The sequence below is a fragment of the Stagnimonas aquatica genome (assembly GCF_003730135.1).
Taxonomy (GTDB): Bacteria; Pseudomonadota; Gammaproteobacteria; order Nevskiales; family Nevskiaceae; genus Stagnimonas; species Stagnimonas aquatica.
In genome coordinates, this window is sequence record NZ_RJVO01000002.1 from 506169 (window position 1) to 533165 (window position 26997).

At 70.2% G+C, this 26997-nt stretch carries 21 protein-coding genes and 1 riboswitch; of the genes, 13 read left to right on the top strand and 8 right to left on the bottom strand.

The genetic code is table 11. The features are described from left to right. Positions 1 to 67 precede the first annotated feature (67 nt). The 3 genes from ED208_RS06795 to ED208_RS06810 form a co-directional block, all read right to left on the bottom strand. On the bottom strand, positions 68 to 1888 hold the full coding sequence (locus ED208_RS06795; protein ID WP_123211113.1) for a DUF885 domain-containing protein: 1821 nt from the start codon (positions 1886 to 1888) through the stop codon (positions 68 to 70). Positions 1889 to 2030: 142 nt separating this feature from the next. After that, the gene (locus ED208_RS06800; protein ID WP_123211114.1) at positions 2031 to 3287 is read right to left on the bottom strand and encodes a D-amino acid dehydrogenase; all 1257 of its coding nucleotides are present in this window, start codon (positions 3285 to 3287) and stop codon (positions 2031 to 2033) included. A 172-nt stretch (positions 3288 to 3459) separates the two neighbouring features. Continuing rightward, positions 3460 to 3554, bottom strand: a riboswitch (glycine riboswitch). Between the two features lie 388 nt (positions 3555 to 3942). After that, positions 3943 to 4356: a helix-turn-helix domain-containing protein gene (locus ED208_RS06810; protein ID WP_123211116.1), complete on the bottom strand. Its 414-nt coding sequence runs from the start codon at positions 4354 to 4356 to the stop codon at positions 3943 to 3945. Between the two features lie 319 nt (positions 4357 to 4675). On the opposite strand from ED208_RS06810, the gene ED208_RS06815 reads away from it, so the two are divergent. The 8 genes from ED208_RS06815 to ED208_RS06850 all read left to right on the top strand — a co-directional run bounded on the left by ED208_RS06815 (position 4676) and on the right by ED208_RS06850 (position 15859). Beyond that, positions 4676 to 4984 carry a hypothetical protein gene (locus ED208_RS06815; RefSeq protein WP_123211117.1) on the top strand — a complete coding sequence of 103 codons (309 nt, stop codon included), beginning with the start codon at positions 4676 to 4678 and terminating at the stop codon, positions 4982 to 4984. Beyond that, positions 4981 to 6585: a PepSY-associated TM helix domain-containing protein gene (locus tag ED208_RS06820; RefSeq protein ID WP_123211118.1), complete on the top strand. Its 1605-nt coding sequence runs from the start codon at positions 4981 to 4983 to the stop codon at positions 6583 to 6585. The genes ED208_RS06815 and ED208_RS06820 overlap by 4 nt, the downstream gene beginning before the upstream one ends. Further along, the gene (locus ED208_RS06825; protein ID WP_123211119.1) at positions 6582 to 6878 is read left to right on the top strand and encodes a hypothetical protein; all 297 of its coding nucleotides are present in this window, start codon (positions 6582 to 6584) and stop codon (positions 6876 to 6878) included. The genes ED208_RS06820 and ED208_RS06825 overlap by 4 nt, the downstream gene beginning before the upstream one ends. A 146-nt stretch (positions 6879 to 7024) precedes the next feature. Next, on the top strand, positions 7025 to 8239 hold the full coding sequence (locus tag ED208_RS06830; protein WP_123211120.1) for an alpha/beta hydrolase: 1215 nt from the start codon (positions 7025 to 7027) through the stop codon (positions 8237 to 8239). Further along, positions 8236 to 10497 carry a TonB-dependent receptor gene (locus ED208_RS06835; protein ID WP_123211121.1) on the top strand — a complete coding sequence of 754 codons (2262 nt, stop codon included), beginning with the start codon at positions 8236 to 8238 and terminating at the stop codon, positions 10495 to 10497. The genes ED208_RS06830 and ED208_RS06835 overlap by 4 nt, the downstream gene beginning before the upstream one ends. A gap of 27 nt (positions 10498 to 10524) precedes the next feature. Beyond that, positions 10525 to 11202: a DUF998 domain-containing protein gene (locus ED208_RS06840; protein ID WP_123211122.1), complete on the top strand. Its 678-nt coding sequence runs from the start codon at positions 10525 to 10527 to the stop codon at positions 11200 to 11202. A gap of 8 nt (positions 11203 to 11210) precedes the next feature. Beyond that, positions 11211 to 13556 (top strand): TonB-dependent receptor, encoded by a 2346-nt coding sequence (locus ED208_RS06845; RefSeq protein ID WP_123211123.1) that lies wholly within the window; start codon positions 11211 to 11213, stop codon positions 13554 to 13556. 62 nt (positions 13557 to 13618) lie between these two features. Next, entirely contained in the window at positions 13619 to 15859 is a 2241-nt protein-coding gene (locus ED208_RS06850) for a TonB-dependent receptor (RefSeq protein ID WP_123211124.1), read from the top strand. 14 nt (positions 15860 to 15873) lie between these two features. On the opposite strand, the gene ED208_RS06855 is transcribed toward ED208_RS06850, so the two are convergent. The 4 genes from ED208_RS06855 to argS form a co-directional block, all read right to left on the bottom strand. Then, the gene (locus tag ED208_RS06855; protein WP_123211125.1) at positions 15874 to 16545 is read right to left on the bottom strand and encodes a hypothetical protein; all 672 of its coding nucleotides are present in this window, start codon (positions 16543 to 16545) and stop codon (positions 15874 to 15876) included. A 65-nt stretch (positions 16546 to 16610) separates the two neighbouring features. Next, entirely contained in the window at positions 16611 to 18536 is a 1926-nt protein-coding gene (locus ED208_RS06860) for a S9 family peptidase (RefSeq protein ID WP_199720530.1), read from the bottom strand. Between the two features lie 72 nt (positions 18537 to 18608). Continuing rightward, positions 18609 to 19427 (bottom strand): SPOR domain-containing protein, encoded by an 819-nt coding sequence (locus ED208_RS06865; RefSeq protein WP_123211126.1) that lies wholly within the window; start codon positions 19425 to 19427, stop codon positions 18609 to 18611. Next, complete coding sequence (gene argS, locus ED208_RS06870; protein WP_123211127.1) at positions 19424 to 21205, bottom strand: arginine--tRNA ligase; 1782 nt, start codon at positions 21203 to 21205, stop codon at positions 19424 to 19426. Before argS ends, ED208_RS06865 begins: the two co-directional genes overlap by 4 nt. Positions 21206 to 21344: 139 nt before the next feature. Here argS and ED208_RS06875 point away from each other — a divergent pair, with 139 nt between their 5' ends. The 4 genes from ED208_RS06875 (at position 21345) to ED208_RS06890 (ending at position 25541) form a co-directional block, all read left to right on the top strand. Further along, complete coding sequence (locus ED208_RS06875) at positions 21345 to 21572, top strand: hypothetical protein (protein WP_123211128.1); 228 nt, start codon at positions 21345 to 21347, stop codon at positions 21570 to 21572. After that, positions 21553 to 23193: a sensor histidine kinase gene (locus ED208_RS06880; protein ID WP_123211129.1), complete on the top strand. Its 1641-nt coding sequence runs from the start codon at positions 21553 to 21555 to the stop codon at positions 23191 to 23193. Before ED208_RS06875 ends, ED208_RS06880 begins: the two co-directional genes overlap by 20 nt. Beyond that, the gene (locus tag ED208_RS06885) at positions 23193 to 24641 is read left to right on the top strand and encodes a sigma-54-dependent transcriptional regulator (protein WP_123211130.1); all 1449 of its coding nucleotides are present in this window, start codon (positions 23193 to 23195) and stop codon (positions 24639 to 24641) included. Before ED208_RS06880 ends, ED208_RS06885 begins: the two co-directional genes overlap by 1 nt. An 87-nt stretch (positions 24642 to 24728) precedes the next feature. After that, positions 24729 to 25541, top strand: coding sequence for a glycosyltransferase family 25 protein (locus ED208_RS06890; RefSeq protein ID WP_123211131.1), 813 nt, complete (start codon positions 24729 to 24731; stop codon positions 25539 to 25541). 19 nt (positions 25542 to 25560) lie between these two features. Here the strand turns inward: ED208_RS06890 and ED208_RS06895 are convergent, their stop codons facing one another. Further along, complete coding sequence (locus ED208_RS06895) at positions 25561 to 26451, bottom strand: DMT family transporter (RefSeq protein WP_123211132.1); 891 nt, start codon at positions 26449 to 26451, stop codon at positions 25561 to 25563. Positions 26452 to 26526: 75 nt separating this feature from the next. On the opposite strand from ED208_RS06895, the gene ED208_RS06900 reads away from it, so the two are divergent. Further along, on the top strand, positions 26527 to 26994 hold the full coding sequence (locus tag ED208_RS06900; protein WP_123211133.1) for a hypothetical protein: 468 nt from the start codon (positions 26527 to 26529) through the stop codon (positions 26992 to 26994). The last annotated feature ends 3 nt before the right edge of the window (positions 26995 to 26997 follow it).

The following is a 26997-nucleotide window of genomic DNA, read 5'->3' on the forward strand; positions in this document are numbered from 1 at the left end:
AACGCCCCCACCCCGGCCCTCCCCCGCTTGCGGGGGAGGGAGTCAGAAATGCAGCGGGTGATGAGGCTCAGGACGCCTTGGCCTTGCGGCTGGCGATCCAGGCGTCCACCTGCTGCTCCAGCACCGGCAGCGGCAGCGCGCCGCCGCTCAGCACCACGTCGTGGAAGGCCTTGAGATCAAACGCCGGGCCCAGCTCGGCCTGCGCCCGGTCGCGCAGGCGCAGGATGCTGATCATGCCGGTCTTGTAGGCCAGGGCCTGCGCCGGCATCACCAGATAGCGCTCGATCTCGGCGGTGACTTCCTTCTCGCCCATGCCGGTCTTCTCGCGCATGTAGTCGATGGCCTGCTCGCGGCTCCAGCGCTTGTGGTGCATGCCGCTGTCCACCACCAGGCGCACCGAGCGGAACATCTCGGCCTGCAGGCGGCCAAGATTGCTGAGCGGCTCCTTCTGGAAGCCCAGCTCCCAGGCCAGCCGCTCGGCGTACAGCGCCCAGCCTTCCACGTAGGCGGTGAACGGCAGCACCTTGCGGAAGAAGGGCACGCCTTCGAGGTTCTGGGCGATGGCGATCTGGAAGTGATGGCCGGGGATCGCCTCGTGATAGACCAGCGTGCGCATGCCGAACTTCGCCACCTCGCCCATGTCGCGCAGGTTGGCGTAGAAGATGCCGGGGCGGCTGCCGTCAAAGGCCGGCGGGTTGTAGTAGGCGCCGGGCGAGGTGGCCTCCTTGAACACCGGGATGCGCTCCACCTTCACGCCCTGCGGCGGCCGCAGATTGAAGGCGCCGCCGAGGCCGCCGTCGATCTCGTCGATGATCGCCTGGTAGTCCTTGAGCGCCTGCGCGCGGCCGGCGTCGTCATTGGGGTAGAGCTGCGCCGGGTCGTGCGCGAGCTGCTGCACGCGGGCGCCGATGCTGCCCTCGCTCAGGCCCTGCGCGCGCAGGATGGCGTCCATCTCGGTCTCGATGCGCGCCACTTCCTTCAGGCCGATCTCGTGCACCTCGTCCGGCGTCATCCGGGTGGTGGTCTGGTTGCGCACCGCGTAGGCGTAGTAGGCATCGCCGTCGGGCAGCGCCCAGACGCCGTTGTTGCCTGTGGCCTTGGGCAGCAGCGCCTCGCAGTAGGCGATCAGCCGCGCGTAGGCGGGGTAGACCGACTCGTCGATGGCGGTCTTGGCACCGGCCAGCAGCGGGCCGCGCTCGGCGTCGCTGGCCTCGACCTTGCCCAGCTTGTCGGCGAACTGCACGTAGAGGTCGTTCTGCTCGGCCGGCTTGCCGACGAAGGCGCGCATTTCCACCAGCACCTTCTCCAGCACGAAGCGCGGCGGCACGATGCCCTTGTCCTCGCGGATCTTCAGGCCGGCCAGCAACTGGTCGAACTTGAGCGAGACGGCATTGAGGCGCGACACGTAGTCACGGGCGTCGCGCAGGTCGTTGACCTGGTGGATGGTGAGCAGGAAGGTCGGCAGCTCGTTCTGCACGCCGAACAGCTGGTTGACCGGGTAGTTGTGCCAGCGCCAGCGCTCGCCCTCGACGGCGTCGGTGAGGAAGAAATCCAGCACGTCGTAGGAGAGCTTGGTGCCCTCGTCCAGCGAGGCGCGGTCGTAGCGGTGCAGGGTTTCCAGCTCGGAGCGGGTGAAGGCCAGCATCTCGGTCTCGTGTTCCGGCGAGATGTCGGTGAGCTTGGCCTGATGCCCCTTGATGCCGAAACCTTCCAGCAGGCGCAGGTTGGAGAGCAGCTCCGGGTCCTGCAGCACGATGCGCAGGAAGGTGCGATTGAACAGCCAGTCGATGGACAGCGGCTTGAAGTACCAGGCGTTGACGCCCAGCGCCGCCACCAGCGCACTCAGGCCGAGCACGCTCAGGCCCAGCCACTTGAAGAATTTTTTCACCGTCACTCCCTGTCGTTGGATATTCGCGGACCGCTTGCAAGCCCGCATACCGGGCTTCGATGCCGCGGCGCACACCAGGGTTTATACAAAACCCGCGCCGACGGTGATCGGCGCGGGCTCGTGGTGACGCGAAGAGACGCGACTACTGGCCGGTGAAGGCGAAGTCCACTTCCGGCTTGCGACCAGAAACGATGTCCGCCAGCGCACGGCCGGAGCCGCAGCCGTGGGTCCAGCCCAGGGTGCCGTGGCCGGTGTTGAGGTAGAGCCGGCCGAGCTTGCTCTTGCCGATGTAGGGCACATTGGAGGGCGTGGCCGGGCGCAGGCCGCACCAGAACTGGGCCTGGCTGGCGTCGCCCGCACCGGGGAACAGCTGCTCGACGCGGCGGACGATGGCCTGGCAGCGCACCGGGTTGAGCTCGCGGTCGTAGCCGTTGAGCTCGGCGGTGCCGGCGATGCGCAGCTTGTCGCCCAGGCGCGAGAACACCAGCTTGTACTCGTCGTCGGTGAGCGAAACCTCGTGCGCCAGCGAGGCGTCGCGCACCGGCATGGTCACCGAGTAGCCCTTGGCCGGGTAGATGTTCAGGCGCAGGCCGGCGGTCTCCGCCAGCAGCGGGCTGAAGCTGCCCAGCGAGAGCACGTAGGCATCGGCCTTGAGCTGGGTGAAGCGGCCCTCGCCGTCGATGGCCTCGACGTAGTCCAGCTCGCCGCCGGCGCTGCGCAGGGCGGTGATCTGGTGGTTCATCAAAAACTGTACGCCGCGCTCGGCGCACAGCGAGGCCAGCTTGCGGGTGAACATCAGCGCGTTGCCGGACTCGTCCGCCGCCGTGTAGGTGGCGCCAGCCAGCTGCGGATGGATGTGGCGCAGCGCCGGCTCCAGGGCCAGCGCCTCGTCGGCGCTGATCAGCCGGCGGTCGCAGCCGAGCGCGCGCATCTGCTCGGTGGGGCCGATGGCGGCGTCGAACTCCTTGGCGCTGGTGTAGAAGTGCAGGATGCCCTGGGTGCGCTGCTCGTAGTCGATGCCGGTTTCGGCGCGCAGCGCCTGCAGCGACTCGCGGCTGTAGGTGCCCAGCCGCACCATCTGGGCGATGTTGTGGCGGGTGCGCGAGGGCAGGCACTCGATCATGAAGCTCAAGCCCCAGAGCCACTGGCGCAGATCGGCGCGCAGGCGGAACAGCAGCGGCGCGTCCTCCTTGGCCAGCCATTGCAGCACCTTGAGCGGCGCGCCGGGATTGGCCCAGGGCTCGGCGTGGCTGACCGAGATCTGGCCGCCGTTGGCGAAGCTGGTTTCGGCGCCGGGCTGCGCCTGACGATCCACCACGGTGACTTCGTGGCCCTGGCTCTGCAGGTAGTACGCGGTGTTGATGCCGACCACGCCGGCACCCAAGACGATGACTTTCATGCGAACACTCCAAAAGCAACGGGACTAGCGGCGCCAGGAGTCCGCCATGGACCCCGCGTTGCGCCGCTCCCCCTGTCCCGGATGCCTGAGAGTTTCCGTCACCACGAGGGTGGCGTTGCTCCGTCGGCGGACCCGTGCCGTTGTGCCACGGGTCGCTCTTCAGACGGCGATGTCGATACCCGCAGTCACTGGACCTGAGCGTTCATGGGAGTTTGCGCCTTCGGTGGGCAGCGCCTGGCGGCGCCACCGCTCTCCTGCGTGCATCTGCTGTACTGCTGCGCACCCGATAGCAGCCAGGGGCGCGGCATTGGACAGCAAATCGCAAGCCAAGGCGAGCCCGGCGGACCGCTACGGGCGAAATATTTCGTCGGTCCGGCCGCCCGGGTCTGCCGGTCAGCGATCCCAGTCGGAATGACCGCCGCCGGTGTTGGCGCCCAACCAGGCGGCCAGGGCGATGCTGGCGAGGACATCGACGGTGAGGAAGAGAGCCAGTTCCATGTTGCACTCCTTGCCCGCGACCGGGCCTTGCGTGGGGACGCTGGCAAGCGCGGAGGCGCTGTAGTCGCTGGCGAAGCCAACCCTACCCCGGGCGGCCACCAAACGCAAATCATTCTCATCAAAGACCGCCGGCAACTGCGATTGGCAGGCGCAGCACTCAGCCGCCCAGCCGCTCGCGCATCGCCGCGACGCCCGCCGCAGCCCGGCGCGCCCGCTCGTGCCGCTGGCAGTCGCCGAGATAGCGCCGGTAGCTGCTGTAGCCCACCAGCATCGCGATATCGACCTCGGCCCGCCCCTGGCTGCGCAGGTGATCGGCGGCGCGCATGCGGCAGGCGATCAGGTAGGCCTCGGGCGTGGTGCCGAAGCAGACCTCGAACTGCCGGCGCAGCTCGGTGGCGGTGAAGCCGGCGTAGCGCGCCATGCGGCCGGGGCTGAGCGGATCGGCGTAGCAGCGCTCGATCAGTCGCCGCACCTTGAGCAGGCGCGGCGAGGGACGCGGGCGCTCGACTGGCTCGGGCTCGCGCGCCTGGCCGGCCGGGGGATCGACGTCCTCCCTCGCCTCGAAACTCATCGCCCTTGCCCCTCGCGCGCCCTGGCGGCGTCCCGGGCGGGACCGCAACGCCCGGCGGCAGCGGTCCCCGCCCGCTTGCAGCCAGGACAGTGGCGACAGCCATCGACTGGCGATGGAACGGGAACGGAAGAATGCAAAGGCAGGGGCTTCAGCGGAACCATGCGCGGTTTCTCCAGGGAGAGGCGGTGGGAAATCGCTGGCGGCGCGCTGGCGGAGATCAAAGCCTAATGGCTAGCGTTCTCAAATGCGAACACATATCATTTGCCGACAACATCTCCCACCACGCGCGGCCGCCCGCACCGCAACCGAACCGAGTCTCATGCCCGACGCCGCCCCTACCACCCGTCGCCGCGCCTGGCTGCGCGGCCTGCTGGCCGGGCCGCTGGCCCTGCTGGCGGCCTTGCTGACCATGATGGCGGGCGCACTCTGGCTGCCCGAGGGCGCGGCCGGCCTCGACCATCTGGTGCTGCCGGTGCTGGTGTTCCCGCTGCTCTGGGCCGGCTGGTTTCTCTACGCCTGCCTCGACCCCCGGCTGCCGCGCGGCTACGCGGTGGTCGGTGGTGCGGCGCTGCTGCAACTCGGCCTGATCCTCGCCCATGTGCTGGCGGCCAAGGCGGGTGGCGCATGATCAAGCTGCCCAAGCAACAAACCCAGTCGCTGCTGGCGGTGCACGGCTGGTCCGGCGTGCTGCTGGGCCTGCTGCTGTACGCGGTGATCTGCACCGGCGTGGCGGCGGTGTTCGCCGAGGAGATCGGCGATTGGGCCAACCCGCTGGCGCAGCCAGCGCCGGCGACGCTGCCGGCCGGATTCGACGCCCGCTTCCGCGAACTGGCGGCGCAGGTGGACCCGCGACACCACGAGGAAATCCTGCTGTTCCCCAGCGCCGGCAAGCGCTGGCACCTGCTGTTCCATTCCCACGAAACCGGCGCCGACGGACAGCACCTCGAACGCGGCACCGAATTCGAGCTGGACCCGAACAGCCTGGCGGTGCTGTCGCGCCAGGACGGCCTGGTGGAGGACATCGGCGCCGGCCGCCGCAGCAACGCCGTCGCCGAATTTCTGGTGGACCTGCACGTGCGCCTGCACCTGCCCAATCCCTGGGGCCTGCTGCTCACCGGCACCCTGGGCCTGATGATGATGGTGGCGGCGATCAGCGGCCTGTTCCTGCACCGGCATCTGTTCAAGGAAATCTTCACGCTGCGCCGCCGCCGTGGCCTGCTCACCGCGCGCGACCTGCACGTCACCGCCGGCACCTGGAACCTGCCGTTCGCCTTCCTGCTCGCCTTCACCGGCAGCTTCTTCAGCTTCGCCACCACGGTGGGCGTGCCGGCGATGGCGATGGTGGCCTTCAATGGCGATGTCGAAGCCGCCACCGAGGCGCTCACCGCCAAGAAGCTGCCCGAGGACGCCACCCCGGCCGCCGCCAGCAATCTCGACCAGTTGCTGGCCGACGCCCGCCAGCGCGGCGGTGGCGGCGACATCGCCTTCGCGCAACTCCAGCACTGGGGCCGCGCCGACGGCTGGGCCAATGTGCAGCTGGCGCCGCGCGAGGGCGGGCTGATCGGCGACATCCTGCTCTACAGCCTGCCCAGCGGCGGCTTCCTGCGCGAACAGCCCTTCCTCGGCCACACGCCCTCACTGGGCAACGACCTGGTGCTGCTGATGAGCCCCCTGCACTTCGGCAACTTCGCCGGCGTGCTGTCGAAGAGCGCCTGGTTCGCGCTGGGCTTCGCCGGCGCCTACGTGACGCTCACCGGCCTGCTGCTGTGGACCCGCCGGCGTGACGAGCAGCGCAACTGGCGGTGGATGAATCGCGGCATACACGCGGTTGGCTACGGCCTGCCGCTGGCGCTGGCGGCAGCGCCCTATGCCTGGTTCCTGCTGCCGCGCGAGGGGGCCTGGCATCCGCTGGATACCCAGGGCCTGCTGTTCCTGCTGGTGTCGGCGCTGGTGATCCTCGCCAGCCTGCTGGCTCGCGACCTCGACCGCCTGCGCCGTGGCCTGCTCGCTGCCACCGGCCTCGCCCTGCTCGGCCTGCCGCTAGCGCGACTGGTCGGCGGCGGACCCGGCTGGGCCAGCGCCTGGCAACAAGGCCAGACCAGCCTGCTGTCGGTGGAACTGGCCTTGCTGCTGGCCGGCCTGCTCTGCCTGCATTTCGCCCGGCGCGGCGCGCAGGCCGGAGCGGAGACCACGCCAGCCAGCGCCCCGACCACGGCGGAGCAGGCATGAGCACCCTCGTCGCCACCCTCGCCGCTCTGCTGCCGACTGCCGCCCTGCTCGCGCTGCTGGCCTGGCGCGACCCCAAGCGCCTGCGCAGTGGCACCGCCACCGGAGTCCGGCCGCTGCCGCGCGGCCGGCGCCGTCTGCTCGGCTGGCTGGCACCCCTGCCCGGCCTGCTGCTGGCCCTGCTGGGACTCTGGCCGGCCCTGCTGATCTGGCTGGGCTTGAGCGGCAGCCTGGGCTGGGCGCTGACCCAGGCGCTGGCACCGGCCAGCGACCCCGGCGGCGGCGACGCCGACTGATTCCTCCTCGCCAGCCCGCCACGCGCGGTCGCCAGCGCCCCGCACCGACGACCCGCCATGCGCACCCTGTCCCGTACTGCCAGCGATTGCCCCCGTCCAGCCGCCCGCTTTGCCGGCGCGGCCCCACTGCGCGCCGGAGCCGGCGCGTGAACCGGCGCCGCCGCCTTGTTGCCGCGCTGGCCGCCTTGGCCATCTGCCTGCTGGCCGGCGCCCTGCTCTGGACCGGTTACAGCCTGCCTGCGCGCCCGCAGCCGGCCTTCGAGCCAACGCCGGCCGAGCTGGAGAAGCTGGCTCTGTTCCAGCAGCCGGAGTCCTGGTTCCTCGGGCAACTGCAAGGGCCACGGGAGGTCGCCGATGGCCAGACCCTGGACCCGAAGCTGCAATACCTCGCCGAGCAGATGCGGCCGGTCTCGCAATGGCTGGCGCCGGCCATGCCGCTGATCTTCGCCACCCCGGCCGGCCGGCGCTGGGTGCGCAACGCCATCGACCGCGAGTGGCAGCTCTACACCAAGGTCACGGCGCCGATGCGCAGTGTCGAGGACCGCGAGATTCCCGGCCGCGATGGCCCGGTGGCGGTTCGTATCTACGTTCCGCAAGCGGCGACGACGGAGCCACTGCCAGTGCTGGTCTACTGCCACGGCGGTGGCTGGCTGTTTGCCAGCGTCGCCGCTCTCGACCGCGCGGTGCGCCTGCTCGCCAACGAGGCGCGGGTGATCGTGATCTCGGTGGATTACCGGCTGGCGCCGGAGCACCCCTACCCGGCCGCCAGCGACGACGGCGAGGACGCCTACCGCTGGGCGCTCGCCCACGCCAGGACGCTGGGCGGCGATCCCGACCAGGTCGCGGTCGGCGGCGACAGCGCCGGCGGCCATGTCGCGATCAACACCGTGCAGCGCCAGCTCGCCGCCGGGCGACCGCTGCCGCGTGCCCTGCTGCTCTACTACCCCGGCACCGGCCTGCCCGAACGCAGCGGCTCGATGCAGCGGTTCGCGGTGGGCTACGGCCTCGACGCCAGCTTCATCGATTTCCTCCTGCCGCGCGTGTTCCAGGGCTACACCCGCCCGGACCAGGCCGACGCGCTGATGGACCCGCTGCACAAGGCGCCCAGCCTGCACGGCTTTCCGCCGACCCTCGTCGCCACCGGCGGCTTCGACATCCTGCGCGACTCCGGCCGCGCCTTCGCGGCGCGACTCGCTGCCGACGGCGTGCCGGTGGCGGACCTGCACTACGGCCCGCTGACCCACAGCTTCCTGCAGTTCTCCGGCGTGGTCGCCGAGGCCGAGCGCGCCGCCACCGAAACGGCGCGGATGCTGGGCCAGACCCTGCGCGACGGCGCCCTGCCAGCGGCGACCACCCCATGAAGCGCGAACGGATTGCCGGGGCCGTGCTGCTGCTGGCAGCGACCGCCGCGCCGGCGCAGGAGACCGTCGGCACCCTGCCGGTGCAGAGCTTGCCCGAGGCCGGGCAGGCGACGCCCGGCGAACAGCCGCAAGTGGTGGAGCTGGAGCGGGTCACCGTCACCGGCGAGCTGCTCAAGCGCGACATCAGCAGAACCACCAGCAGCGTCGCCGTGCATACCGGCGCCGAGATCGAGCGCGGCACGGCGGAAGATGTCTACGACCTGATCCGCGCCACGCCCAACGCCAGCCTCGACGACAGCGACTACGGCGTCGGCGGCATGACCCTGCGCGGCATCGGCAGCTACGGCGCCAGCGGCTCCGGCGCCTACGCCGCCTACGGCACCGCCTCGGCGGTGGTGCTCGACGGCGTCGGCCTGCCACGTTCGGCGCTGAGCTATGCCGACCTCTCGGCCTTCGATCTCGATTCGGTGGAGATCCTGCGCGGGCCGCAGTCCACCAGCCAGGGCCGCAATGCGATGGCGGGCGCGGTGATCCTCAACACCCGGGTGCCGGAACCGGAAGAGAGTTTCTCGCCGGAGCTGCGTGGGCGGATCAGCGCCGGCAGTGCGCAGGCGCGGCAGTACGCCGGCGCGCTCGGCGCCACCCTCTGGCCCGAGGCGCTGGCGGCGCGACTGGTCTACGACCATCGCCAGGACGATGGCGACAGTTTCAACGCCACCCGTGACGAGCGCGACTGGGCGCGGCAGCGCAGCGACAGCCTGCGGCTGCGCCTGAACTGGCGACCCGGCGGCGACGGCGGTCGTTACCAGGCAATGGCCGGGGTCAGCGAACTGCGCCGCAGCCAGGGCAGCAGCTACGTGCCGATGAGCGAGGAGCACAGTCGCACTGCGCTCAGCGACGCCCCGCAGGACTACCGCAACCGGGCCTGGCTGTACTCGCTGGAACAGCGGCTGAGCCTCAGCGAAACCTGGCGGCTGCGGGCGATCAGCGCCTATGTCGAATCCGACACCCACAGCCGCTTCGACGGCGACTACACCGCCGAGGCGCAGAACGCCACCGAGCAGCAGGAAAACGCCCGTGCCTATTCGCAGGAGCTGCGCGCCGACTACGCCGGCGAGCGTGTGCAGGCCAGCTTCGGCGCCTACTACTACCGGGACCGCAACCGCGACGACCAGAGCGGCTTCATCAACGTCAACGCCCTGCTCGAAATCGCCGGCGCCTGCGGCCTGCAACTGGTCTGCGCGGCGCCGCTGGGCAACATCCTGTTCGAGGCCACGTCGCCGACGCGGGTGGAAGACATGGCGGTGTTCGGCGAACTGGACTGGGCGCTGACGCCAGGCCTCACGCTCACCGCCGGCGCCCGCCTCGACCAGGAGCGCAACCGCCGCGTCATCACCAGCAACTACCGGGGCGACAGCCCGACCGCGAGCCTGGCGGTGGCGCTGCTCGGCGGCGCCGGCGTGCTGCCCAATGACGTCAACATTCCGGTGTCGCGGCAGTTCTCGGAGTTTCTGCCCAAGCTGGCGGCGCGCTACGAGCTGATCGACGACTGGTATCTCGGCGCTGCTTACGCCGAGGGCTACCGGCCGGGCGGCGACGGCTACAACCAGGTCTCCGGCCGCCACTTCCGCTTCGAGTCCGAGCGCACCCGCAACTACGAACTCTCGCTCAAGGGCCGCCACCGCCCCTGGAAGCTGGAAGCCGCGCTCAATCTGTTCCGCACCCGCTGGGAGGACCTGCAGATCCAGCAGGGCAGCGGCACCGACAACTACATGGGCAATGCCGGCCCGGCGCAGATCCGGGGCGGCGAGCTGGAGCTGCGCTGGCGGCCGCTGCGCCCCCTGCGGCTGATCGGCGGCGTCGGCCTCACCCACGGCCGCTTCGGCGAGGGCGTGCAGACCAGTGACAACGTCGATCTCTCCGGCCACCGGCTGCCGAAGGCGCCCGCGTATTCCGCCACGCTGGCGCTGGAATGGATGCCGCTGCCCGGTCTGCTGATCCGTCCGGACATGCAGTGGAGCGGCCGCGCCGCCGGCGATTCCGAGAACACCGCCGCGTACGAGCTGCCGGCCTACCAGTTGATCAACCTGGCGCTGCGCTGGCAGCGCGGCCCGGTCGGCCTGTTCCTCGCCGGCAGCAACCTCGCCGACACGCATTACCGCAAGGACGCCAACGGCTACTCCTTCAGCAAGGTCGATGTGGTCAGCCTCGGCGCCGGCCGGCGGCTGTCGGCCGGGCTCGACTTCCAGTTTCGCTAAACCCGTCTTGCGCCGATCACCGCCACCATGCACCAAGCCCTCACCCACCGCCTGCTCGCCGCCGGCATCCTCGCCGGGCCGCTGGTACTCGCGGTCGAATTCACCCTGGCCGCGACCCGCGAGGGTTTCGACTGGCAGCGCCACGCCAGCAGCCAGCTCGCGCTCGGCGACGGCGGCTGGATGCAAGCGCTCAACTTCGTCGTCGCCGGCGTGCTGATGCTGGCCTTCGCGCTCGGGCTGCATCGCGCGCTGCGGAACCAGCCCGGCGGCCGCTGGGCCGCCTGGCTGATGGCGGTGTTCGCGCTTTCGCACGTCGGGGTGGGCCTGTTCAGCACCGATCCGGCCTTCGGCTTCCCACCCGGCCCGGACACTCCGGCCGGCCTGCCGGCCTACCACCAGGCCAGCACCCACGCACTGCTGCACAGTCTGTTCGGCTTGCTCGGCTTTCTCGCCCTGGCCGCCGCCTGCGCGCTGCTGGCCTGGCATTTCCGCCGTCGCGGCGAGACTGGCTGGGCGCTGGTCGCGCTGCTGCCGACGCTCGCCGTCGTCGCCATATCGGTGTACGCCGGCCACTACGAGTCGCGGCACAGCGAGCCGGCGGTGCGCGCCACCGCGCAGTTCGACTTCCGCCCGATGTGGGCCGGCCTGCCGCTGATCTGGGGGGCGCTGTCGGCGCTGGCCTGGGCGCTGCGCCGTAGAGCCTGAAGACCGCCATGTCCATCCTGACTTCGTCTCTCCCGCGCGCGGGCCTGCTCGCCGCAACACTGTTGCTCGCCCTGCCCGTCGGCGCACAGAACGCCGCGCCGGAACCGCTCGCCGCCATCCCGGTGCAGGCGCTGCCGCCGTCGCAAGCGCCGGCCAGCGCCGAGCGCGACGCCAGCGCCGTGCAGCTCGATACCGTGGTGGTGCGCGGCGAGAAGCTCGGCCGCAAGCTCTCGGAAACCACCACCTCGGTCAGCGTCTACGGCGGCAAGAACATCGAGGACATGGGCGACGCCAACCTCGGCGATCTGCTGCGCCGAGCCGCCAACACCACGGCGAACGAAGAAGGCAATTTCTCGATCCGTGGCATCGGCCAGGCCGGCGCTGCAGGCGGCACCGGCGCGCCGCTGATCAGCGTGCAGGTCGATGGCGTGACCCTGGACCGTACCTCGCAGCAGGGCGCGGCCGACGAACTGTTCGATGTCGAGCAGGTGGAGGTGCTGCGCGGCGCGCAGTCCACCAGCCAGGGCCGCAATGCGCTGGCCGGCGCCATCGTCGTCAACACCCGCGAGCCGACCCGCGACTGGGAGCTGCGCACCCGTCTGGGCCTGGCCCAGCGCGATGGCCGAGAGTTCGCGGCGGCCGGCGGCGGGCCGCTATCGGAAACGCTCGCCTTCCGCCTGCTCGGCAGCTTCGAGAACGACGACGGCTTCGTCACCCATCTGCCCGATGGCAACCGCGACTTCGCGCGCAGCCAGAAGAGCCTGGGCCGCGCCAAACTCGCCTGGACGCCGATGGACCGCTTCGACAGCCTGCTCACCGTCGGCGGCGACCGCTACAGCGGCCAGCCCGACTACAACATCGAGTCCGGCGAAGCCGGCAGCGATCCGGCGCAGCGCCGCACCAGCACCGTGAGCGTGCCCAGCTACGACCTCAGCCGTGGCGGGCTGGCCTCCTGGCGCAACCGCTGGCGTTTCGCCGAGGGCTGGACGCTGACCGCGCTCAGCGCCTACATGCGCACCCAGCAGGACTACATCCGCGACTTCGACGGCCTGGCCGAAGACGGCGGCGAGAACCAGGTCTACAGCCACGGCCGCAACACCACGCAGGAGCTGCGGCTCAACCTCAAGGACGTGGGGCCGCTGACCGGCGTGATCGGCGTCTACGCCGGCCGCTTCCGCGACCACAACATCTACTACTCCGACAAGGTCTTCGTGACCCTGCCGGAAGCCACCGGCATTCCGCTACCGGTGCTGGGCGAGCTGGTCGGCGTCGAACTCGACTTCAGCAACCAGGCCAACAAGGACGCCCGCAATCTCGCCGGCTTCGCCGAGTTCGACATCAAGCTGCCCTGGCGGCTCACCGCCACCCTCGGGCTGCGCTACGACCGCGAGACGCTGACGAGCGTCAGCGAAAGCAGCACCTCGCGCGCCGAAGCGATGATCGCCGCCCCCGAGGGCCTTGCCAGCGTACCGCTGGCCGGCCCGCTGCTGGAGCAGTTGCTGGCCCTGCAACCCGGCATCGACGTACGGCCGCTACTGATCCAGATCCCCGGGGTACTGCCCGACACCGGCGGCGAGCAGCGCGGCCACACCCAGTATTCGGCGCTGCTGCCCAAGCTCGGCCTGCGCTGGGCCTTCGCGCCCGCCTGGTCGCTGTTCACCAGCTACACCGAGGCCTATCGCGCCGGCGGCGTCGATGTCGATACCGAAACCGGCGAATCGCTGCCCTACGACCCCGAGTACACGCAGAACTACGAGCTTGGCCTGCGTGCCGACTACGCGCGCTTCGACTTCGCGACCAATCTCTTCTACACCGAATGGCGCGACCAACAGGTGCCGGTGCTGCGCGGGCGCTTCTACGTCACCGAGAACGCGGCGCGCTCGCGGCTGCACGGCGGCGAAGCCAGCCTGGGCTGGCGGCCGCTGCGGCCGCTGCGCCTGCAACTGGCGCTCGGCACCACCAGCACCGAGTTCCTCGACTACCGGACCTCCAGCGCCGACTACAGCGGCCACCAGTTCATCTTCGCGCCGCGCACCACCGGCAGCCTGGGCGCGGTCTGGCGTCACCGTGGCGTGATGGCAGCGCTCAACCTCTCGACCCGGAGCAAGAGCTACACCAGCCCCGCCAACAGCGAAACCGAGCGCAGCGAGGCGCGCACCCTGCTCGATGGCCGCATCGGCCTGGAAGACCGGCGCTGGCGCCTGTACCTCTACGGCCGCAACCTGCTGAACGCCGACTTCGTCACCGAGACCTACCAGTTCCCCAAGGGCTACACCGGCGCCAGCAGCGCGCGCGGCTACGCCAGCTACAGCGCGCCGCGCACCTTCGGCATGCAGATGGAATTCCAGCTTTGATCCTCCCGCCCCTCCACCCACGGCGGCCAAGCTGGCCGCGACACCATTCCCTACAGACCTTCATGTCCAAGACTCCGCGCCTGCTGCTCTCCCTCGCCCTGGCCGCCCCGGCTCCGCTGTGGGCGCAGGACGAAACCGCCACCCTGCCGGTGCAGACCCTGCCCACCGACGAGGCCGATGCCGGCCAGGCCGAACAGGTGCTGAACCCGGTGCAACTGGAAACCGTGGTGGTGAGCGGCGAGAAGCTCGGCCGCAAGCTCTCGGAGACCGCGACCAGCGCCGCGATCCTGCGCCCGCGCGACCTCGCCGCGCAGGGCGACGCCAAGTTGCAGGAGGCGGTGAGCCAGGTCGGCAACGTGGTACGCATGGGCAGCGACCGCGAGATCGCCATCCGTGGCGTGCCGCAAAACGGCCTCGGCGGCGAGGGCGAGACCATCAGCGTGATCGTCGATGGCGTTGCCCTGCCTCAGCGCGCCGCCAATTTCGGCGGGCCGCTGGGGGTGTTCGATGTCGAGCAGATCGAGGTGCTGCGCGGCGCGCAGTCCACCACCCAGGGCCGCAACGCCCTGGCCGGCGCGGTGGTGATGAGCACCCGCGCGCCGCGCCAGGCATGGGACGCCAAGGCCCGCGTCGAGCGCGCCTCGCTGGACGGCGAGTCGCAGGCGCTCGCACTCGGCGGCGGCCTGATTCCCGACTGGCTCGCCTTCCGCGTCAGCCACGAGGACCGCTACTTCCGCAGCAATATCCGCAACACCACGCTGGGCAGCGACGACGCCGGCCGCGAGGACAGCTCCAGCAACCGCTTCAAGCTGCTGCTGACGCCGCCGGACAGCGGCTACCGGGCGCTGCTGACGCTCTCGCACGCCAACAACGAGTTCGGCGACAACCTGCACGACTCCACCGCCTGCGAGCGCTGCGAGACCGCCAACATCCGCTACAGCGAAACCTACGACGGCAATCTCTGGAGCCTGCAACAGTCGCTGGATCTCGGCGAGACGCTGCGGCTGGAGGCGGTGAGCGGCTATGCGCCCGGCCACGACCATCGCTTTGCCGACTACGACCGCACCGAGCGCGACGGCGGTTCGGCGATCTACGACTACCGGGAGGCCAACCGCAGCCAGGAGTTGCGCCTGCGCTACACGGCCGACGAGCGCCTGCGCGGCCTGTTTGGCCTCTACGCGGCGCGCATCGAGCAGTACGCCTACAACGAGACCGTCGATCCCATCCCCACCGGCGGTGGCCTGGCGCTGCTGTCGGGCTACCAGTTCTCCGACCAGACCATCGAAACCGTGGCGGGCTTCGGCGAATTCGACTGGGGCTTTACCGACAGGCTGACGCTCACCGCCGGCCTGCGCTACCAGCTCGAAGACAGCCGGCGCCGGCAGGTGTCGCAACTCGACTACGCGCTCAGCACCGCGCCTGTCGGCCTGCCGCTGGTGCTGCCGCTGCCGGAGTTCGCCAGCGATCTGCTCGGCCAGGTGCTGCCGGATACCGTGCCCTCCGACTACGACGTCAGCGGCGAGAGCCGCAATCCGGTCTGGCTGCCCAAGCTCGGCCTCGCCTGGCAGCTCGCCCGCGACCACCGCCTGGCGCTCACCTGGCAGAAGGGCTATCGCAGCGGCGGCACCTCGGTGAGCTTCTTCGGCGGCACCCGCAGCGATTACGGCCCGGAATACACCCAGACCCTGGAGCTGGCGCTGCGCTCGGCGCTACCGACCTGGCGCGCGGCGCTCAACGCCAACGTCTTCTATACCAAGTGGAAGGACCAGCAGGTGACGATCGGCGACGAGGCCAGCTTCTACACCACCACCGCCAACGCCGGCCGCTCGCACCTCTACGGCGCCGAGGTCGAACTGAGCGCGAAGCCTTTCGACAGCCGCTGGCTGCGCGGCCTGGAACCGTTCGCCTCGCTGGGCCTGCTGCACAGCCGCTTCGACGAATTCAGCAATGGCGACGACAACTACGCCGGCAATAGCTTCCCCTACGCGGCGCCGCTCACCGGCACCCTGGGCACCCACTACCGGCTGGGCGGCTTCTTCGCCTTTGCCGCCGCCACCCACAACGGCGCCTACTACGGCCGCGCCAGCAACAGCGCCGACAGCCGCGTCGGCGCCAAGACCCTGCTCAATGCGCGCCTCGGTTGGCAGTTCGAGCGGTTACGACTGTCGATCTACGGCCGCAACCTGACCAACGATCTCAATCTGCAAGACCGCTTCGAGACCGGCCCCGACAGCAACCGCCGCATGGCCAAGCGCTACGGCGAGCCACGGCTGATCGGCGCGGCGGTGGAGCTGTCGCTGTAGGGCTGCCTGCCGGACTACAGAATCCAGGCACCGGGACAAGGAGCCGCCTGGCTGGAGAACGTCTCGGGGACGCGATAGCCCTTCGGCACGGTCAGACGAACCTCGAAGGCGATGCGCTCGATGCGGCCGTAAAGGCGTTCGAGCGTCTCGTCGTCGGGATAGCCGGGGTCCGGCGGCAAGGGCTGGCCCGGAGCCGCGACGCCGGCGATGGCGTCGCCGCCGATGACACGGAAAACGCCTTTGCCCTTGGGCAGGGCACGCAACTGCTCCAGGCTCCGTTCCTCGCTCTGCACCGGGCTCGAAAAGATCAGTTGCCCCACCGCGTAGCCGGCCTTGGCCGCGTCTTCGCGATTCAGCAGAAACCAGAATTCGATCTCCCGCTTCTCCACCACCGATTGCGCGAGCACCCCGTAACTCGTATCCAGGCTGGTGGCCAGACGGCTGCGATAGGGCGGCGTCACCAGGCCGATGTAATCAAGCCCTCCGACCTTGGCGGAGTCGCTGGGGCCCATCGCGAAACTCCAGCCTCCCCCGACGTCGCCACTGGGCAACAGGCCGAAGACCAACCCGGGTCCGACGATCCGCCGGTAGGACTCGCCGCCACGGACCTCGCCGGAAACCACGAAGCTCTGGCAACTCTCGGCGGCCCGCGCCAGCGGCGGCGCGCTGACGATCAGCCAGAGCAAGGCAGACCACCACCAGCGGCTTGGCCGCGACCCGCCAGCGCGTCCGGCGGTGCGCGCGGCCCGACTCATTCGCCCAGCAGCGTCTGCTGGAGAAACAGCACGGTCGCGGCGGTCTGGTAGTCGCGGTTGGATTTCTTGCGGAAGCCGTGGCCCTCGTCCTTGGCGGCGAGATACCAGACGGCGCCGCCGTTGCCGCGCATCTTCGCCACCATCTGCTCGGCCTCGCTGGCCGGCACGCGCGGGTCGTTGAGGCCCTGCACGACGAACATCGGCTTGGTGATCTTCTGGGCGTTGTTGAGCGGCGCGATCGCTTCCATGAACGCGCGCATCTCGGGGATGCGCTCGTCGCCGTACTCGACGCGGCGCAGGTCGCGGCGGTAGTCCTGGGTGTTGGTGAGGAAGGTGACGAAGTTGGAGATGCCGACCACATCGACGCCGGCGCGCAGGCGGTCGTTGTAGTCGACCATGCTGGCCAGGGTCATGTAGCCGCCGTAGCTGCCGCCCATCACCAGCACCCGGCCGGCGTCGAGGTCGGGCTGCAGCGCGATCCAGTCGAGCAGGGCGCCGATGTCCTTCACCGAATCCTTGCGCTTGAGGCCGTTGTCGAGCTTCAGATAGCTCTTGCCGTAGCCGTCGCTGCCGCGCACGTTGGGGGTGATGACGGCGATGCCCAGCTCCTTCAGGTAGTACTGGCTGACCGGCGAGAAGGTCGGCAGCGCCTGCGCCTCCGGGCCACCGTGGATGCTGACGATCACCGGCGCCTTGGCGCCCGCCGCCAGCTTCGGCTTGTAGACGAAGGCCGGGATGCTGCGGCCGTCGAAGCTCGGGTAGCGGATCAACTGCGGCTCGATGAAGTCGGCGGTATTGAGGCCGCCGACCTCGCTCTCGGTCCAGCGGCTCAGCGTCTTTTCACCGATGCGGAAGCTGTAGACATCGCTGGGCGCGGTTGCGCGGTCCAGCGAGAAGGCGAGCTGGCGGCCGCGCGGATCGAAGTCGATGCCGCCGATCTGGCCGGCCGGCAGCTTCGGGGTGGCGATGCGCTGGCCGCTCTTGAGGTCGATCAGGTGCAGGGCGGCGAGGCCGTCCTCGTTGCTCACGAAGGCCAGCCGGCTGCCGCCCGCAGAGAGCGCGAATTCCTCGACGTTCCAGGGGATGTCGGCGGACAGCACCTCGGTCTTGCCACCATCCAGACGCTGGTAGTGCAGGCGCATGAACTCGCTGCCCTCGTCGCTGACGAAGTAGACGCCCTTGCCATCCTTGCCGAACCTGGCGCCGCCGAAAGCCAGCGGCTGCTCGCGGTCGTGGAAGCGGGTCAGCGCCTTGCTGGCGAGGTCCAGCAGATACAGCTCGCTCTCGTTGATCGAGATCGACTTCAGCACCAGCAACTGGCGATTGTCGGGCGAGAAATCCAGCGCCGCCCAACTGCCTTCGCGCTCCAGCACGGGGACGCTCTGGGTCTCGCCGAACTTGAGCAGATGCAGGTCAGTGTCCTTGCCGTTGCGGCGGGTGGTGCGCAGCGCCAGCAGGCTGCCGTCGGCCGACCACAGTGCGCCGCTGTTCTGCGACTTGCCGTCGGTGAGCAGCCGCGCCTCGCCGCTGGCGAGATCCTGCCAGTAGAGCTGGAAGAACTCGTCGCCGCCCTTGTCCTTGGCGAACACGAAACCGGCCTGCCGGGGATGTGGCGCCATGGCGCCGACCGGCTCGGGATAGAAGGTGAGCTGGCTGCGGGCGGCGCCGGGCGCCTTCACCCGGTGTACCTGCGCGGTCTCGCCGAAGCGGGTCGAGATCAGCAGGCTGCCGTCCGGCAGCCAGCCGCCGAGGCTGGCGCCGCGCACCTGCTGGTAGCGGTTGAGGCGTTCGGAAAGCGCGGCGGGAATCTCGGGGATGCCCTCGATCAGCAGATTGCCGCGCTCGACGCGCGCCGGCGCCTCGGTGGCATGGCTCAGCACGGGCAAGAAGCCCAGCAACAGACAGGCAGGCAGCAGACGCATGAAGACTCCGGGATCAGGCTGGGCCACGACGGGACCGATGCCCGATGGTAGTGCAGCCGGCGCTGGCGGCGCTCAGCCCGGCAGCTTCATCACCACGCCGTTCAGCCCCTGGCCCTTCAGCGTGCGCTGCGCGGCTTGCGCCGCCTGCGGATCGCCGTAGGGGCCGAGCCGGACCCGATACCAGGTCTGGGTCTGGTCGATGGTCACCTGCTCCACGCGCGCGCTCAGGCCAAGCAAGGCCAGCGCAGCGCGCTGCTGGTCGGCGTCGGCGCGGTTGCGGTAGGCGGCCACCTGGATCACGTAGCGCTCGCCCTTGCCCACCACCGGCGGCGGGCTGGCCTTGCGGCTGCGCTCCTCGGCGGCCAGCGCGGCCTGCAGGGCGGCGGCCGGGTCGGCGGCACCGGGCGCGGTGGCGGGCGTGGCTGCCGGTGTCTGGCTGGCTGTGGAAGCGGTGGCCGACTGCGCCGCAGCAGCGGGCGGCGGCGTGGCGGTATCGGCCGGCGCCACCGCTGTGGCCGGCCTGGGCGGCGGCTTGGTCGCCGGACGGTTCAGCTCCTCGTCCGGCACCACCACCTCGTAGCTGGGCAGCATCTCGTAGAAGGCGAAGCGCGAGGGCTCCTTGGGCGGCAGCGCGATGGTCTTGGGCTGGCCCTTTTCCGCCGTGCTCGGCGCCAGGTCCATGGGCTTGGCCGGGCGGCTGATGTAGACCAGCGCCGCAACCACCAGGCCCAGACTCAGGCCCAGCACCATCCAGGCCCAGGCCGGCAACCCGGACCTGCCGCCCTTGCCGCCACGCGAAGGCGGCTTGCGCGCGCTCGCACGCGCCGGCTTGCGGCGGCTGCCGTTGCGCGGATGGCGGTCGGCGTAGTCGCGGGCGATGCGCGGGCTCACATCGAGTCTTTCGGTTCCACGCCCAGCAGGCCGAGGGCGCCGCGCAGCACGGTGCGGGTGGCCTCGATCAGCACCAGCCGGGCGTTCTGCAACTCGGCGTCGTCGATCAGGAACTTGTGCTGGTTGTAGTAGGCATGCAGCGCCGCCGCCAGGTCCTGCACGTAGAAAGCCAGGGTGTGGGGGGTGCGGTTGCCGGCGGCGATCTGCAGCAACTCCGGGTACTTGCCGAGCACCGTGAGCAGGTTCTTTTCCTCCTCGGTATCGAGGCGCGCGAGCGCGGCCAGGCCGGCGTCGCGGTCGTAGGTGCCGCCCTTCTCGGCAAGCTGGCGGAACACCGAGCAGATGCGCGCATGCGCGTACTGCACGTAGTACACCGGGTTGTCATTGCTCTGGCTGCGCGCCAGGTCGATGTCGAATTCCAGATGCTGGTCGTGCGAGCGCGCCAGGTAGAAGAAGCGGGTGGCGTCGGCGCCGACCTCGTCGATCAGATCCTGCAAAGTGACGAAGTTGCCGCTGCGCTTGCCCATGCGGCCACTGGACAGCGTCACGAACTGCATCAGCGCGACATGCAGGGCGTCCTTGCGCTGGGTGAGCATCTCGATGGCGGCGCGCACGCGGGCGATGTAGCCGTGATGATCGGCGCCCCAGACATCCACCAGCAGCGGATAGCCACGGTCGAGCTTGTCGACGTGGTAGGCGAGGTCGTTGGCGAAATAGGTGGCGGCACCGTCGGCCTTGAACAGCACGCGGTCCTTCTCGTCGCCGTAGTCGCTGGTCTTCAGCCACTGGGCGCCGTCCTTCTCGTAGACATAGCCGGCGGTGTGCAGGCGCTCGATGGCGGTCTTGGCGAAGCCGGACTCGACCAGCGCGCGCTCCGAATACCACTGGTCGAAGCGCACGTGGAAGGCCGCCAGGGTGGCGCGGATCACCGCCAGCTGGTCGTCCAGCGCGGCGCGGGTGATCTGGGCATAGCCTTCGCCGCCGAGCAGGGCGCGGGCGCGCTCGATCAGGCGGTCGAGATAGGCCTCCTGCTGGAGCTTGATGGCGTCCTTGGTCTTGTCGTCGGCGCCTTCGGGCAATTGCGGCTCCGGCGCCAGATCGCGGTAGAGATCGGCGGCCGGGCGCTGGAAGGCCGCGCCGTGGGCGGCGCGGATGCTCTCCGCCGAGCGGCGGATGTAGTCGGCCGGATAGCCGCGCTTGGGGAAGCTCAGCGTCTCGCCGCCCGCTTCCAGATAGCGCAGCCAGACACTGACGGTGAGCACGTCCACCTGCCGGCCGGCGTCATTGATGTAGTACTCGCGGTGCACCGCATAGCCGGTGGCGGCGAGCAGGTTGGCAAGGGTGTCGCCATAGGCGGCGCCACGGCCGTGGCCGACGTGCATCGGCCCGGTCGGGTTGGCGGAGACGAACTCCACCATCACCTTGCCCTTGGCACCGCTGCGATCCTGCCCCCAGGTCTCGCCGGCGGCGAGGATCTCTGGCAGCAGCGCGCTGAGCGCGTCGCCGGTAAGGAAGAAGTTGATGAACCCCGGCCCGGCGATCTCCACCTTGGCGACGCGCGGCGAGGCCGGCAGATGGCGCACCAGGGCTTCCGCGAACTTGCGCGGCGGCTGGCCCAGGCCCTTGGCGCAGACCATCGCCAGGTTGCTGGCGAAGTCGCCGTGCACCTTGTCCTTGGTGGCGTCGATGACGATGTTGGCGGCGGGTGCGGCGGCACCCAGTTCGGCGCAGGCGGCATTCAGGGCCGCGCGCAGCAAGTCTTGCAGATGGGGTTTCATCGGAACTACAGCCTGGAACGAGCGCCGATTTTAGCCGCTTAGGCCTTGAAGCCGATCAGCCCCACTGACCCGCGCTGGCTGTACGGGCCTCGGCGCGTCAGGATAGGCACCCCGCTGGCTGCCTCCGACGCCGACCTCCATGATCCGCCTCCTGTTCCTGGCCCTGCTGATCTTCATTGCCTGGCAGCTGCTGCGCCGCTGGCTGGCCCAGCAACGCTCCGGCCCGCAAGCGCCGCCCTCCGGTTTCTCCGCCGAGCCGGAATCGCTGGTGCGCTGCGAGCGTTGCGGCATCCGCATCCCGGCCTCGCAGGTCGCGGCGGTGCGCGCCAACTGCCGACAATGCGGCAATGACCAGCCGGGCGGCTGAGCGCAAACCGCCGGTCATCGCCGTCACCGACGACTGGCGGCTGCTACAGGCGCAGAACGTCTACCGCCTGCTGCTGCTGGCGCTGCTGATCAGCCTGCAGCAGGCCGGCACCCTGGACCTGCTGTTCGAGGACAACCGCCCACGGCTGTTCTACGGGGTCTGCATCGTCTACGCCCTGGCGGCGCTGGGCATCCTGATCCCGGCGCTGTACCGGCGGCCGGCGCTGAGCGCACAGGCGCTCGCCAACTTCGCGCTCGATACCGGCGCCATCGTGCTGCTGGTCTACGCCAGCGGCGGCGTCGCCGGCGGCCTGGGCATCCTGGCGATCCCGCCGGTGATCGCCGCCAGCCTCTTGCTGTCCACCCGGCTGGCGATGGCGGTAGCGGCGATGGCGACGCTGGCGATGTTCGGCGAGGAGGTACTGGGGCATTACCCCAACCTCTACTCGACCTCCAATTTCACCGGCACCGGCGTGCTGGGCATCACCTTCTTCATCACCGCCGGGGTCGCCAACGCGGTGGCGCGTCGCGCCCGCGCCAGCGAGGCGCTGGCCTTGCGGGTGGGCAGCGAGTTCGAGGACCTCGCCCGCCTCAACGAGACGGTGATCGACACCATGCAGACCGGCGTGCTGGTGGTGGATGCCGGCGACACCGTGCGCGCCCTCAACCACGCCGCCGCGCGCATGCTGCACAGCGGGCCGGAGGCGGTCGGCAGCCCGCTGCTGCGGCATTCGCCGGCGCTGGTCGAGGCGGTGGCACGCTGGCGCGCCGGCAGCGCGGCGCCGGAGGCAGCGATCAGCCCCGAGCGCGAGGGTGCCTCGGAGCTGCTGCCGCGCTTCCGGCGCCTGGGCAGCGGTCCCGACTCCCCCACCCTGGTGTTGCTGGAGGATGCCCAGCGGGTGCGCGAGCAGGCGCAGCAGATCAAGCTGGCGGCGCTGGGCCGGATGTCGGCCAGCATCGCCCACGAGATCCGCAATCCGCTGGCGGCGATCACCCATGCAGGCCAGCTGCTGGCGGAATCCAGCGCCCTGCCGGCCGCCGACCGCCGGCTGCTGGACATCATCCAGCGCCACGGCCAGCGCATCGACCGCATCGTCAAGGACGTGCTCAATCTTTCGCGCGGCGCCGCCGACCCGCAGGTGTTCGCGCTCGGCCCCTGGCTGAGACAGATGCTGGGGCAGTACCAGGAAGCGCATCCCGAGCGCCAGCCGCGACTGGAACTGCGCGACAACCTGCTGGTGCGCTTCGACGCCCACCATCTGCAGCAGGTGCTGTTCAACCTGCTCGACAACGCCTGGCTGCACGGCCGCCAGGGCGAGCGTCCGGTGCAGGTACGGGTGCGGGTCAGCGCGCTCTACCCACGCGGCGGCGCGCTGGACGTGCAGGACGACGGCCCCGGCATCGCCCCGGAAACCGCCCAGCACCTGTTCGAGCCGTTCTTCACCACCACCACCCAGGGCACCGGGCTGGGGCTTTATCTGGCCCGCGAACTCTGCGCCTACAATCAGGCCCGACTGTCCCTGCTGGCGCCCGAGGCGCCGGCGGCGGACGCCCCCCGCGCCAGCGGGGCCCTGTTCCGCATCGCCTTCGTGGCGCCCGAATCCGAAGAAGCCAGCCGCTGATGTCCACCGCCGCCAACCCGCCCGCCCTGGCTCTGATCGTCGACGACGAGGCCGACATCCGCGAGCTGGTCGAGCTGACCCTGATGCGTATGGGCCTGCGTACCCAGGCGGCCGGCGATCTCGCCCAGGCGCGCGAACTGCTGGCGACGCAAAGCATCGACTTCTGCATCACCGACATGCGCCTGCCCGACGGCCTCGGCCTGGAGCTGGTGCGCGAGTACAGCGGCAAGCTGCCGATCGCGGTCATCACCGCCTACGGCAACGCCGAGATGGCGGTGGAAAGCCTCAAGGCCGGCGCCTTCGACTTCGTCAGCAAGCCGGTGGATCTCGGCATGCTGCGCAAGCTGGTGGACAGCGCCCTGAAGCTGCGCGCGCCGCCGGCTCCGGCGCCCATCGCCGCACCCGCCTCGGCCGCCGCCACGCCGGCACGCGCCGAGACCGCCGCCGACGGCGACAGCGGCGGCCTGCTCGGCGAGGCCACGGCGATCCAGCAGTTGCGCGCCCTGGTCGAGCGGCTGGCACGCAGCCAGGCGCCGGTGCACATCGCCGGCGAGTCCGGCACCGGCAAGGAGCTGACCGCGCGGCTGATCCACGCCAAGAGCCCGCGCGGCAGCGGCCCGTTCGTGGCGGTCAACTGCGGCGCCATCCCCAGCGAGCTGATGGAGAGCGAGTTCTTCGGCCACCGCAAGGGCTCGTTCACCGGCGCCAGCAAGGACAAGACCGGCCTGTTCCAGGCCGCCGAGGGCGGCACCCTGTTCCTCGACGAGGTCGCCGACCTGCCGCTGCACATGCAGGTGAAGCTGCTGCGCGCGGTGCAGGAGCGCGCGGTACGGCCGGTGGGCGCCGACAGCGAGCTGCCGGTGAACGTGCGGATCATCTCCGCCACCCACAAGAGCCTCACCGAGCTGGTCGCCAGGGGCGCCTTCCGGCAGGACCTCTACTACCGCCTGAATGTCATCGAGGTTCGCACCCCGGCGCTGCGCGAGCGGCGCGAGGACATCCCCCTGCTCGCCACCGCCATCCTCAAGCGCCTGGCGGCAGCCAACGGCCTGGGCAAGCCGCCCGGCCTGGACCGCAGCGCGCTGGAGCTGCTGAGCGGCTACAGCTTTCCCGGCAATGTCCGCGAACTGGAGAACACCCTGGAGCGGGCGATCACCCTCAGCGACGGCGCCCGCATCACCGCCGAGGATCTGCAACTGCGGCCCTGCCTGCCGACCGAAGGGTCGGCCGAACCCACCACCGCGCCCCCCGGCCCAGCGACGGCCAGACCCGCCGGCCTGCCGGTGGTCGGCGGCGGCGCGCTCGACGCACATGTCGAAGAGCTGGAAAAGCAGGCGATCCGCGAGGCCTTGGAAAAGACCCGCTGGAACAAGACCAAGGCCGCCGAACTGCTGGGCATGAGCTTCCGCTCGCTGCGTTACCGCATCAAGAAACTCGGCATCGAGTAGGCTGGCCCCGGGCTTGCGTTTCCTTTTTGCAACAGGGCGCAAGTACGATGACTTCGTCGTCACCTTGGGAAGGGTCGGAGAGGCACTATGGGGGACATCCTCTGGCTGGTCATCAACCTGCACGGCAGTGACGAACGGCTGCGCCTGATGCGGGCGCAGGCCGAGCGCCTGCGGCTGCCCCTGATCCGGGTGCCGGCGGTCTGCAAGAAATCCCTGAGCCCGCGCCAGCGCCAGGAAGCGGCCCGCCGCCACTGCTTCAAGCGCCCGCTCACCGACGGCGAACTGGCCTGCGGCCTCAGTCACCGCAAGGCCATGCGGCAGTTCCTCGACAGCCCACAGCGCTACTGCGTGTTGCTGGAGGACGATGCGGTACTCGCGGACGACATCGCCCAGGTAGTGCAGGCCGCCGTCGAGGCCAACGAGGCGGGCGGCCCCGGCTGGGACCTGCTCAAGCTCGATGGCGCCCGTAGCTGCCGCTTCGTGCACCGGCCGCTGGGCGCCGGCCACGAACTGGTCGAGTACTTCTTCGAGCCGCCGCCCTCGGCGATGGCGGTGGTGATGCGTCGCGAGTTCGCCGAGTTTTTCCTGCGCGCGAGCCCGGAAGTCAGCCGCCCCATCGACGAGGACTACAAGCACCACTGGCAGTACGGCTTCCGGCTGAAGTCGGTGCACCCGGCCCTGGCCCGGCCGGCGAATGTCTGCTCGGAGATCGGCTGCCGCAGCAAGCTGGTGGCGCCGCAGCGCAACGCTGCCTACATGCTGCGGCTGATCGCCGGGCTCTGCGGCTACTACCTGCGCGCCTATGGACTGCGCGACCTCGGCCGCATCCTGCTGCACGGCCGGATCACGCCGCTGCGTACCGCGCGGGCAGTCGCGCGGGTGCGGCCGGCGGTGGGCTGAGCCGCCGACGCGGCCCGTCTCAGGCGGCGGCCACCACCACCAGCACGCCGAGCACCGCCAGACCGCAGCCGAGCAGCTGGCGCGCCTGTAGCTTTTCCTTCAGCACCAGCGCCGCCAGCAGCACGATGAAGATCGCCGACAGCTCGTTGAGCACGGCGGCGATGGAGGCGTCGGCGTACTTGTAGCCGGCCAGCCAGAACAGGTTGGAGACATAGGTGCCCATCAGCGAGCCGGCGATCACCTGCGGCCAGTGACGCACGCCGCGATACGCCTGGGCCAGCGCCGACCACTGCCGGCGCAGGCTCAGCACGACGGTCATCACCGCCACCCCGCCGAGCAGGCGCAGGAACACCACCCAGAGAAAGTCCTGGCTCTCCAGGATCGGCTTGGCGATCACCACGCCGGCCGCCATCACCGCCACCGAGGTCACCCCCAGCAGCACGCCGCGACGCAGGGTCTGGGCGTCGAGCTTGCCGGCGGTCTTCACGTAGGTGACCAGGGCGATGCCGCTCAAGGTGATGGCGACGCCGACCAGTTGCAGCGGCGACAGCCGCTCGCCCAGGAAGATCGCCGCCAGCAGGATCACCGAGGGCGAGAAGGCGGTGCCGGCCACGCCCATGCGCGCGGCGCCGATGCTGTTGAGGGCGCGGAAGTAGAGGGTATCGGCCAGCGCGATGCCGAGGGTGCCGGAGAACAGTGCCAGCGCCAGCTGCTCGCCGGGCATGCCCGGCCAGCGGCCGCCATGGGTGACCAGGAGGGTCAGCGCCAGCGCCAGCAGGCAGAGCAGGTTCTTGATGTAGTTGAGCGCGAACGGGCTCAGGCTCTCGCCCGACTTCTTCAGCAGGATCACCGCGATGGCCCAGCACAGCGCGCAGGCCAGCGCGCACCACTCACCAAAGCCCAATATCATGCGGATGTCCCCGAGCGAAGGCGCGCAGTGTAGGCGGGCTGTCGCGCTCGGCAAGTGCCAGCAGGAAGCCGAGCCTTGATTTCACCCCGCAACCTGGTCGCTGTTTCGAGCTGGCTGCTCAGCGGCGTGGTACTGGCCGATCCTGCTCCGACCAGCCCAGCCACGACCGCACCGACCGCGAGCACGGCCGAGCCTGCGCCCGCCACCAAGCCGCTGCTGCAATGGAACCTGAAGAGCGCCACCCAGGCGCCGGCCGGGTCGGTGCTACTGCCCGAGGTCAAGGTCACCGGCCATCGCGATGCCTTTCAGGAAGCCGACGAGAAACTGCGCAGGGCCGCCGCCGCCCTGCCCTGCACCGGCTGCGGCGGCAATACCGCGCAGGAGAAGGTCGGCGTGGTCGAGAAGGTGCTGACCGGCGCCGCCGAGGTGCTCAAGCAGCAGTTCGTGGCCGCCGACGATGCCGCCGAACCGGCGACGATCAAGGACCGCGCGGAGGCGGAAGCTGCGGCGCGACCGCTGTTCCGGCCGGGGCAGGATCCTTGAACC

Excerpts from the sequence above, each read along its gene's own strand:
- ED208_RS06800 (WP_123211114.1), bottom strand. The coding sequence starts at position 3,287 with ATGAAAGTCATCGTCTTGGGTGCCGGCGTGGTCGGCATCAACACCGCG.
- ED208_RS06810 (WP_123211116.1), bottom strand. The coding sequence starts at position 4,356 with ATGAGTTTCGAGGCGAGGGAGGACGTCGATCCCCCGGCCGGCCAGGCG.
- ED208_RS06815 (WP_123211117.1), top strand. The coding sequence starts at position 4,676 with ATGCCCGACGCCGCCCCTACCACCCGTCGCCGCGCCTGGCTGCGCGGC.
- ED208_RS06820 (WP_123211118.1), top strand. The coding sequence starts at position 4,981 with ATGATCAAGCTGCCCAAGCAACAAACCCAGTCGCTGCTGGCGGTGCAC.
- ED208_RS06825 (WP_123211119.1), top strand. The coding sequence starts at position 6,582 with ATGAGCACCCTCGTCGCCACCCTCGCCGCTCTGCTGCCGACTGCCGCC.
- ED208_RS06835 (WP_123211121.1), top strand. The coding sequence starts at position 8,236 with ATGAAGCGCGAACGGATTGCCGGGGCCGTGCTGCTGCTGGCAGCGACC.
- ED208_RS06840 (WP_123211122.1), top strand. The coding sequence starts at position 10,525 with ATGCACCAAGCCCTCACCCACCGCCTGCTCGCCGCCGGCATCCTCGCC.
- ED208_RS06845 (WP_123211123.1), top strand. The coding sequence starts at position 11,211 with ATGTCCATCCTGACTTCGTCTCTCCCGCGCGCGGGCCTGCTCGCCGCA.
- ED208_RS06850 (WP_123211124.1), top strand. The coding sequence starts at position 13,619 with ATGTCCAAGACTCCGCGCCTGCTGCTCTCCCTCGCCCTGGCCGCCCCG.
- ED208_RS06860 (WP_199720530.1), bottom strand. The coding sequence starts at position 18,536 with ATGCGTCTGCTGCCTGCCTGTCTGTTGCTGGGCTTCTTGCCCGTGCTG.
- argS (WP_123211127.1), bottom strand. The coding sequence starts at position 21,205 with ATGAAACCCCATCTGCAAGACTTGCTGCGCGCGGCCCTGAATGCCGCC.
- ED208_RS06875 (WP_123211128.1), top strand. The coding sequence starts at position 21,345 with ATGATCCGCCTCCTGTTCCTGGCCCTGCTGATCTTCATTGCCTGGCAG.
- ED208_RS06880 (WP_123211129.1), top strand. The coding sequence starts at position 21,553 with ATGACCAGCCGGGCGGCTGAGCGCAAACCGCCGGTCATCGCCGTCACC.
- ED208_RS06885 (WP_123211130.1), top strand. The coding sequence starts at position 23,193 with ATGTCCACCGCCGCCAACCCGCCCGCCCTGGCTCTGATCGTCGACGAC.
- ED208_RS06890 (WP_123211131.1), top strand. The coding sequence starts at position 24,729 with ATGGGGGACATCCTCTGGCTGGTCATCAACCTGCACGGCAGTGACGAA.
- ED208_RS06895 (WP_123211132.1), bottom strand. The coding sequence starts at position 26,451 with ATGATATTGGGCTTTGGTGAGTGGTGCGCGCTGGCCTGCGCGCTGTGC.